The following is a 9,405-nucleotide window of genomic DNA, read 5'->3' on the forward strand; positions in this document are numbered from 1 at the left end:
ATAAACCGGTCTTTTAAATATTACTGACGATAAAATGCCATCGGCCCATTCGCTTCATGGGTCGGCATGACTTCAATGGTGGTCACATTGACATGTTCCGGCGTATTGACCAACCACCAGACTGTATTAGCAATATCTTCGGCATCTAATGCTCTAGTACCTTCATAGACTTTATCTGCACGAGCCTCATCGGCTTTAAAACGTACTTTTGAAAATTCGGTTTCGGCATTGCCAGGTTCAACATTAGTCACGCGTACATTGGTACCTAATAAATCGGCCCGTGTCGCCAGTGAAAACTGCCTGACAAAAGCTTTGGTACCACAATAGACATTGCCCCCAGGGTATGGCCAATTTCCGGCTACAGAACCAATATTAATGATGTAGCCTGATTTACGTTCAGTCATCATCGGTAAGATGGTGCGCGTACAGTACAATAAGCCTTTGATATTGGTATCGACCATTTTTTCCCAATCATCCAAATTGGTTTCCTGGGCAGGCTCTAAACCTAATGCCAAGCCGGCATTATTCAGTAAAACATCAATTTTCTTATAAGGTTCAGCAAGACCATTGATAGCAGATTCAACCGCTTTTCTGTCTGTGACATCAAAGCAACAGGTGGCTACTTTATCTTTGCCACCCAGTTCCTGCTGTAAATCATCTAGTCGTTGCTGGCGTCGTCCCGTCAGGATTAATTGCCAGCCATTGTTTGCAAACAATCTGGCACAAGCTTCCCCAAAACCTGAGGTCGCTCCGGTAATCATGATGGTTTTATTCGACATGCATTCGACTCCTTCTTTAGATTAATCAGGCACCTTCAGAAAACACAATGGTGCGGCGACCATTGATAATAATGCGATGCTCAATATGTGCTTTTACCGCTCTCGCCAGCACAATACGTTCGATATCTTTACCCATCATCACCAGGTCTTGCGGGCTATTATCGTGCTGAACATGTTGTATATCCTGTGCGATAATCGGCCCCTCATCTAACTCGGCAGTCGCATAATGCGCTGTGGCACCAATAATCTTAACGCCTCGCTCATAAGCCTGATGATAAGGCTTAGCTCCCTGGAAGGCAGGTAAAAAGCCGTGATGAATATTAATAATCCGTCCAGAAAACTCGGTGACAAATTCCTCAGACAGAATTTGCATGTAACGCGCCATCACAATCAGATCAATATCAAACTCTGCCAGCAGACGTTTTATTTCAGCTTCCTGTGCTTGTTTGGTCTCAGCCGTAATCGGTAAATGATAAAACGGTTTATCAAACTGACGGGACATACCCTCTAAATCACGATGATTACCAATGATAAGAGGGATATCACATTTCAGCTCACCTTCTAATTCTCTGAGTAGTAAGTCATACGGACAATGTGAAGCGCGAGTCACCAGTAAAGCAACTCGATAAGGCCGTTCACTGTAACGAACAGACCAGTTCAACGCCATACTTGCGGCAAACTCACTAAACTCTGCTTCAAGCTGTTGATGGTCATAACTACCATCATCTTCCAGCTTAATACGCATAAAATACTGGCCGACTTCGGTGTCGGTATACTGCTGACAATGCAAAATATTAAACTGTCTTTGAGCAAAAAAGCTGGTGATACCTGCCACTAAGCCTTTTTGATCTTTGCACTGGATCAGGAAAACAATGGCGCTCATGAGGGTTTCCTAAGAAATAATACGGAAAAAAAGCTAAATCCTAGCACTGTCACAAGGCTTTATGAATATTCATCGTATTTATCATTACGACCTTTGACTTTATCTCGTGGGTATTTAGCCGCATTCTTTTGCATTTTGTGTTTGATGACCTGATTTAAATCGATGTTTAAGTCATGACATAGATAAAAAAGATAAACAGCGACGTCGGCTATTTCATCCTCTAAATCTTCACGTTTATCAGAAGCCAGGCGCTGTTGAACTTCTTCAGCACTCTTCCATTGAAACCATTCCAGTAATTCTGATGCTTCAATAGATAGCGATATGGCGACATCTTTAGGATTATGAAACTGTTCCCAATCTCTTTCGCGACGGAACGCAATGAGTTGACGTAATAATTCCGGCTCAATCATTCTGCAAGAACTCCTCTACCACCTTTTTAAACTGTTGTGGTCGTTCAGCCTGAACCCAATGCCCCGCCTTTTCAATACCGCTAAACTTTGCCTCGCTAAACTGTCTACTAATTTGCTGACGATCCTGCTCAGTCACATAATCTGACAGCTCACCATAAATAAATAAACTTGGCATACTGAACGTCTCATCTTCACTAATCGCTGCCATTAACTCAGGATAATTCGCTTTTAAAGCGGGCAGATTAATCCGCCATTGGAAGGTCTCTTGCTCAGAGACTAAATTCATCAATAAAAACTGGCGAACAGCCTTATCTGGAATAGACTCGGCCAAAGCATCATCAACTTCAGTCCGGCGCGTAAATTGAGATAAATTGAGCGCCATCATGGCATCCATCAGTGGTGTATGCGCACTGAAGTATTGGCGTGGAGAAATATCTACAACGATTAATTTAGACACTAGCTGCGGATACATTGCAGCAAACATCATCGCCACTTTGCCGCCAAGAGAATGGCCGAGAATATGTACATGCTCTAACTGTAAATCTTCACACAACTCGTGAATATCATCGGCCATAATGGTGAAATTCTGTTCATCGCTGTGCGGGGAACGGCCATGATTGCGTAAATCAACACTAATAACACGATAAAAACGTGAAAAATACTTTGCCATACTGCGCCAGTTATCCGCAGAGCCAAATAAGCCGTGGATAATAATTAAAGGCGTACCTTCACCACTTTCTTGATAATGCAATTTCATTGATAGCTTGTTGAAACGTTATAATCGAACAATTTAAATAAACTGGAGCCTGATGTGGAAGACGAAACGATTTTGGTGATGCTGGTGAAACAATATGCCGATAAATTTGGCATTACCTTCAGCTCAAAATATCTTGATGATCCTGATAAGAAACAATTACTGATCACACTGATACAAGAAGCCAACGCAGGTAAACGCGGTCCAGTCACTGACGACGATCTACAATAAAAAAAGCCACCGAAAGGTGGCTTTTTTCTTTAATCATCCAGTTTCTCAAACACCAGACAAGCATTGGTTCCACCAAAGCCAAAACTGTTCGACATTACTGTCGTCAGTCCAGCGTTATCCACGCGTTCCCGCAGAATAGGCATGCCTTCCGCTTCAGGATCTAATGTTTCAATATTGGCTGATGCAGCAAGAAAATCATTTTCCAGCATCAACAAACTGTAGATCGCTTCCTGAACACCGGCAGCACCTAGAGAATGGCCTGATAATGATTTTGTCGACCCCACCGCAGGCATATCGGTGCCAAACGTATTTTTGATAGCACCGAGCTCAGCCAAATCACCTACTGGCGTGCTGGTGCCATGAGCATTTATATACTGCACTTTGCCACGACTTGTTGACATCGCTAATTGCATACAACGCATCGCGCCTTCACCTGATGGCGCTACCATATCGTAACCATCTGAGGTTGCGCCGTAACCGGTCAATTCAGCATAGATTTTAGCGCCACGAGCTTTGGCGTGTTCATACTCTTCAAGTACCAGTACACCACCACCACCAGCGATAACAAAACCATCACGGTCAGCGTCGTAAGCACGAGATGCTTTTTCTGGTGTGTCGTTATATTTAGTCGATAATGCACCCATCGCATCGAATAAAGAACTCATAGACCAGTGTTCTTCTTCACCACCGCCAGCAAAGACAATATCCTGTTTGCCTAGTTGAATTTGTTCCATGGCGGTACCAATACAATGAGCACTGGTAGCACAAGCAGATGACATGGAATAATTTACGCCTTTAATTTTAAAAGGTGTGGCAAGACAAGCTGATGTTGTGCTGCCCATCACTTGGGTAACACGGTAAGGCCCAATACGTTTTAAGCCTTTTTCACGCAGGATATCCGCAGCTTCAACCTGATTTGATGAAGAAGCGCCACCGGATCCCATAATAAGACCAGTCCGGATATTTGAAACCTGCTCTTCGGTCAAACCAGCATCGGCGATGGCTTGCTCCATAGCGATATACGCATAAGCAGCAGCATCCCCCATAAAACGTAATGTTTTACGATCTATAAATTCTTTAAAATCAATATCGATGGAGCCTGCAACATGGCTACGAAAGCCCATATCAGCATATTCTTGTTTGAAGCGAATACCTGAGCGGCCATGGCGAAGAGACTCTGTCACTGTTTGGGCATCAAGACCTAAGCAAGATGTGATACCTAACCCTGTAACGACAACACGTTTCATTATGACATCCTAAAAATCATCGGTTGATGTAAACAGACCAACGCGTAAATCTTTTGCAGTATAGATATCGCGCCCATCCACAGATACCGTGCCATCCGCAATAGCCAAAACCAGCTTGCGGGCAATAACACGTTTTAAATCAATACGGTAAGTAACTTTCTTCGCTGTTGGTAATACTTGTCCGGTAAATTTAACTTCACCTGAACCTAATGCGCGACCACGGCCAGGATTACCATCCCAGGCCAGGAAGAATCCGACTAGTTGCCACATTGCATCCAATCCTAAACAACCCGGCATAACGGGGTCACCCGGGAAATGGCAATCAAAGAACCACAGATCCGGATGTATATCCAATTCTGCAATGATTTCGCCTTTACCGTAAGCACCACCTGTGTTTGCAATATGAGTAATGCGATCCATCATCAGCATATTGGGAACAGGGAGTTGTGCATTGCCTGGACCAAACATTTCGCCGTGCCCACACTGCAATAATTCTTCGTATGTAAATGATGATTGCTTACTCATGAATTCTCTTAATTATCCCGCCAATTGGGCTCCGTATAATACCACGATCATTTCTAAACCAGAAAAAAACGTCATTGGTATATATATAAAAAAGCCACGGGCTTTTCCGTGGCTATCAATGTGTTGTAATCGTGGTTTACTGTTTTATAGCAATAGTCTCTGCAGCCTCAGGCGCTTTAATATTTAAGCCTTGAAGCAATAGTCCCATACTATTCAAAATACGATACTGCGCATACAGCTCGTCATACTCAGTGTTAACCAGTGCGGTCTGTGATCTGAAAACTTCATTCTCAGAATCCAATAAATCTAATAAGGTGCGCTGTCCGAGACTGAACTGTTGTCTATATGCATCACGTGACTTTTGACTTGAGTCGACATGTTGTTCTCGATATGACATCTGGCTTTTTACCGTTTCCCATGCGTTCCAGGAAAGTCGGGTTGTTTCTTCTACTTCACGATACGTATTATTTCGAATTTCGGCCGCCTGATTGATTAAATAGGCAGTCTCTTCACGTCGTGCTGAATCACGGCCACCATTCAATAAGTTATAACGTAAACGCAACATGGCAGTGATGTCTTTATCGGTACCAACCTGACCATCAATATTATGATCAGAACGCGTACCTACTTCCAGATGAACATCTGGGTAAAATGGCGCTTTTGCGGTAGCATGCTGGGCACGAGCGGATTCCAGATCATAGTTCGCTAATCTTAATGTCGGATGATTATCAACAGCTTTTGCTATTGCCTCATCCAAGGTATCGGGAATGAGGTCTTTCTGAATTTCAGGCTCTTCTAATGATTCAGGTTGCTCACCGACAACCCGAATAAAAGTCGTTTCTGCATCACGCAATTTACTTTCTTCTTCCATCAGGTTGGCTTCAGCCAGAGCAAGTCGGCCCAGACTTTGATCCATATCTGCACCACGACCAACACCGCGCTCACTACGAAGAACAATTTGATCGTGTGTTCGTTGATGCGCTTCAAGATTAGTCTGAGCTAATTCAACGATTTTTTGTTGTCTCAACACATTTATATATGCATCAACCGCTTCCAATCCGGTATTTTCCGCCGCACTGTACACAGCTGCTGCACGCGAATTTGTTCTGAACTCTTGTCGCAAAACCTCGTTTTTAGTTTCCATTCCATCAAACAACATTTGACGAAGCTGTAAACTGGCCTCATCTCTGTTCAGTCTGACTTCGCCACGTCCTGCTGAACGCGTATTCGGGTTGTCAGTCATTTCCCAGCCCGTTCCCAGAGCTAAATCTAAGGTTGGATAATATCCAGCTTTAGCCTGATCAACTTCTTTAGATACGGCTTGTCTTTCACTAGCGGCAGCAAGAATGTCGGGATTTGACTCAATTGTATGCATTACTGCACTTTGCAATGTTTGAGCAGACACACTGGATACTATTACCCATAGAGGTAAGCTTAAAACTAAACTTTTCTTCATCTCTTCAAATCCCAGTTCTCCCCAGCCTGAATGCTTTTACATTCAATAACTGATATAAGCCTCATTCCATTGTGCTTAAAAATGGCACGATGTATTAAAACATAACATATTGTTGTTTGATATAACTAACGCAAATCTCTGAAAAATATAGCTAGTGAAAGTCGGTCCGGAATATTCATTTTCTGGAATATGGCAGTTAGATGTGCTTTTACCGTTCTTTCAGTAATATTCATCGTTCTGGCAATCATTTTATTTGTTGCTCCATGACTAACCAGCTCAGCGACTTCCAGTTCCTTACGTGACAGACTATCTAGTTTTGCTTGCTGCTCATTTGAAAGTTGTGGTGCATGATTTAACTCATCGATCAGCCCAGCAATAACATGACGTTCAACCCACACTTCACCACGTAGAATCAATTCTAGTGCAATTAGCAATTTGTCATCAACGAGTTCTTCTTGAAAATATCCACGCGCGCCCTGCTTGAGGATCAAAATCTGCTCAAGAACAGGTAGTTTGGGCCCAATAATAAGCACACGAGCACGTGTCTCTGCATTTTCCATAATGCTGAATAAAGATGAGGCATGACCATCCAGACAAGACAGATGACATAGAATAAGTTTTGGCGTTTTCCCATTGAGATCAGAGCAAGCGTCTTCAATACAGGAAAACTCACACACATCATATTGATCAGCCAAAAGGTGCTTGATATGCACGAGTTGATTCACATCAGAACCGATGCAATAAAGCATTGATTTGTTTGCCACCTCAGGCACGTTTGGCATGGTTGGATTAATCAACGTTCTCTCATCGCCTCATTTTTAGCTTTGAGTATCGGTTTAAATAAATAATCCAGCACCGTTTTTTTGCCCGTCAAAATATCAACAGTTACAGTCATACCTGGAATAATCTCTAATGGACCTTTACTACTATCAATATAGTTTTTATCTGTTCTCAAATAGATTAGATAAAAACTCTCTCCCTCATCGTTTGTAATTGTATCAGCACTTATTCTCTCTAATGTAGCAGGAAGTCCACCATAAATGGAAAAATCATAAGCCGTTAATTTCACCATAGCTTGTTGGCCTGGACTCAAAAATGCAATATCCGAAGGTCTGATATTTGCCTCAATTAATAGATTGTCTTCAACCGGAACAATTTCAACCAAGTCCATTCCGGGCTGAATGACACCACCTACTGTATTGATTTTTAGTTGTTTTATTTTGCCTTTTACAGGTGAGCGCACTAGGGTTCGCATCACTCTGTCTTCCTGAGAAGTGGTTGTTTCTTTAGTGATGGCTAACTCTGATTGAACATCACTCAGTTGTGAGGCCGCATCGGATTTAAAGCGTAGTGTTGTATCCTTAATTTTTTGGTTTGCTTCCTTGAGTGTAGAACGAATCCGGGGAATGGCTAAGCGCGTAGTTTCCATTTCTCCACGTAAATCATTGGTCGCACGTTTAAGTCTTAATAATTCGACTTCGGATATCACACCCACCGAAACTAATGGTTCAGACATTTCCAATTCTTGACGGCTTAAATCATAACTTGTGCTTAGTTTATTCAGTTTTGCCTGGTTTTCCAGTAATTCTTGTTCACGTTGCTTTACTTGCTGCTTAAGTACATCAATACTGCTTTCTAATTCGAGTTGTCTGGAGTTATATAAGGAACGCTCGCTAGCAGCCAGTCCAGGTTGTTCCTTTATGATTTCTTCAGGTAGCTGTAATGGCTTACCCTCAACTTCAGCAGTTAAACGTGCTTTGCGCGCCAGTAATTCCCAATATTTCAGTTGTGTCTCACGAAAAGAAGATGAAAAACGGGTATCATCAATTTTAAGTAAGACATCACCTTTATTTACGATGTCACCTTCTTTCACTAATACTTCAGAGAGAATCCCACCTTCCAGGTTCTGTATGATTTGGACTTTACTGGAGGGAATCACTTTACCCTGCCCTCGCGTCACCTCATCCAACTCCGTCACACTTGCCCACCAGAAAGCACAAATAAAAAATAAGGTAATCAATAGTAACAATGAGTGACCAAGTTGAGGGGAGCTTTCCAGCGAAGCGGCGCTGACTTCTGACATAAACTCAAGATCGTCTGAATTCGTTTTTTTAAACCATGCCATATTTAGCCCTTGTTCACTTTTATATGGCCATTTTTAAGTGCTGTCAGAATTTGTTCTCTTGGACCATCCGCTACAATGTGTCCCTGGTCCATAACAATCACTCGATCCACCAGACTTAATAATGATGCTTTATGTGTGACTAGCAATAAGGTTTTATTCTCAACATTTTCTGCCAGTTTTGCTTTGAAACGTTCTTCAGTACTGTTATCCATGGCATTGGTAGGCTCGTCCAGCATAATGACGGGAGAATCTAATAATAATGCTCTTGCAACGGCCACACTCTGACGTTGTCCGCCTGACAGACCTTCACCACGCTCCCCTACCGGCATATCAAAGCCTGAGGGATGACGATTAACAAATTCGGTGACACCTGCTATGTCTGCCGCTTTTAATACTTCATGATCTTCAGCGAATGGCGCTACCATCGTAATATTTTCACGAATACTGCCATAAAACAGCACAACATCTTGTGGCGCATAACCAACATTCTTTCTTAAATCGACAGGATCAATCTGCCTGATATCGGTCCCATCAAGCAAAATAGAACCTTCATCCGGCTCATACAAGCCCAGCATCAGTTTTTCTAAGGTACTTTTTCCAGAGCCAATACGACCAATAAAAGCGACTTTCTCACCAGCATTAATTTTAAAAGTGTAGTGGTTTAATGATCCCGGACACCATTTAAGGAGGTAATATGTCCTCCAAAGAGGTGTTCAATGACAAAACAAAGAAGAAGTTTTACTCCTGAGTTCAAGTTGGAGGCAGCCAGTTTAGTTGTCGACCAGAACTACAGTGTTCCAGAGGCTTGTCAAGCTCTTGATGTGGGCGAGTCAGCCCTACGTCGCTGGGTTAAACAGTTACAGGAAGAGCGAGGTGGACATACGCCTGCATCCAAAGCGCTAACACCGGAACAGCAGCGTATTCAGGAACTGGAAGCCCGGGTGAAACGCCTGGAGCAGGAAAAATTTATATTAAAAAAGGCTACCGCTCTCTTG

General features: G+C 42.7%; 11 protein-coding genes and 1 pseudogene. 2 read left to right on the top strand and 10 right to left on the bottom strand.

Annotation, left to right across the window (positions count from 1 at the left end):
* Positions 1 to 20: 20 nt before the first annotated feature.
* Genes BM232_RS02575 through BM232_RS02590 form a run of 4 tightly spaced genes read right to left on the bottom strand, consistent with a single transcriptional unit; the run spans position 21 to position 2,829 of the window.
* Positions 21 to 779: an SDR family oxidoreductase gene (locus BM232_RS02575; RefSeq protein WP_091711625.1), complete on the bottom strand. Its 759-nt coding sequence runs from the start codon at positions 777 to 779 to the stop codon at positions 21 to 23.
* Between the two features lie 25 nt (positions 780 to 804).
* Entirely contained in the window at positions 805 to 1,662 is an 858-nt protein-coding gene (gene purU / locus BM232_RS02580) for a formyltetrahydrofolate deformylase (RefSeq protein WP_091711626.1), read from the bottom strand.
* 59 nt (positions 1,663 to 1,721) lie between these two features.
* On the bottom strand, positions 1,722 to 2,072 hold the full coding sequence (locus BM232_RS02585; RefSeq protein ID WP_091711627.1) for a nucleotide pyrophosphohydrolase: 351 nt from the start codon (positions 2,070 to 2,072) through the stop codon (positions 1,722 to 1,724).
* Positions 2,065 to 2,829 (bottom strand): alpha/beta fold hydrolase, encoded by a 765-nt coding sequence (locus BM232_RS02590; RefSeq protein WP_091711628.1) that lies wholly within the window; start codon positions 2,827 to 2,829, stop codon positions 2,065 to 2,067. Before BM232_RS02590 ends, BM232_RS02585 begins: the two co-directional genes overlap by 8 nt.
* 54 nt (positions 2,830 to 2,883) lie before the next feature.
* On the opposite strand from BM232_RS02590, the gene BM232_RS14870 reads away from it, so the two are divergent.
* Positions 2,884 to 3,057, top strand: coding sequence for a hypothetical protein (locus tag BM232_RS14870; RefSeq protein ID WP_007145891.1), 174 nt, complete (start codon positions 2,884 to 2,886; stop codon positions 3,055 to 3,057).
* A 29-nt stretch (positions 3,058 to 3,086) separates the two neighbouring features.
* Here BM232_RS14870 and fabB read toward each other — a convergent pair whose 3' ends face one another.
* The 6 genes and pseudogenes from fabB to BM232_RS02620 form a co-directional block, all read right to left on the bottom strand.
* A complete protein-coding gene (fabB, locus tag BM232_RS02595) occupies positions 3,087 to 4,304 on the bottom strand; it encodes a beta-ketoacyl-ACP synthase I (protein WP_091711629.1) in 1,218 nt (405 codons plus the stop codon).
* Between the two features lie 9 nt (positions 4,305 to 4,313).
* Positions 4,314 to 4,829 (bottom strand): 3-hydroxyacyl-[acyl-carrier-protein] dehydratase FabA, encoded by a 516-nt coding sequence (fabA, locus tag BM232_RS02600; protein ID WP_040576271.1) that lies wholly within the window; start codon positions 4,827 to 4,829, stop codon positions 4,314 to 4,316.
* 136 nt (positions 4,830 to 4,965) lie between these two features.
* Positions 4,966 to 6,285 (bottom strand): TolC family outer membrane protein, encoded by a 1,320-nt coding sequence (locus tag BM232_RS02605; RefSeq protein WP_091711630.1) that lies wholly within the window; start codon positions 6,283 to 6,285, stop codon positions 4,966 to 4,968.
* Positions 6,286 to 6,410: 125 nt separating this feature from the next.
* On the bottom strand, positions 6,411 to 7,082 hold the full coding sequence (locus BM232_RS02610; RefSeq protein ID WP_091711631.1) for a LuxR family transcriptional regulator: 672 nt from the start codon (positions 7,080 to 7,082) through the stop codon (positions 6,411 to 6,413).
* Positions 7,079 to 8,410 (bottom strand): HlyD family type I secretion periplasmic adaptor subunit, encoded by a 1,332-nt coding sequence (locus tag BM232_RS02615; protein ID WP_177207237.1) that lies wholly within the window; start codon positions 8,408 to 8,410, stop codon positions 7,079 to 7,081. Before BM232_RS02615 ends, BM232_RS02610 begins: the two co-directional genes overlap by 4 nt.
* Positions 8,411 to 8,412: 2 nt before the next feature.
* A pseudogene (locus tag BM232_RS02620) lies at positions 8,413 to 9,063 on the bottom strand (ATP-binding cassette domain-containing protein); the annotation flags it as partial.
* A 63-nt stretch (positions 9,064 to 9,126) separates the two neighbouring features.
* On the opposite strand from BM232_RS02620, the gene BM232_RS02625 reads away from it, so the two are divergent.
* On the top strand, positions 9,127 to 9,405 hold a 279-nt coding region (locus BM232_RS02625), incomplete at its 3' end, for a transposase (protein WP_143092249.1).

Source organism: Methylophaga sulfidovorans (assembly GCF_900114205.1).
GTDB classification, from domain to species: domain Bacteria; phylum Pseudomonadota; class Gammaproteobacteria; order Nitrosococcales; family Methylophagaceae; genus Methylophaga; species Methylophaga sulfidovorans.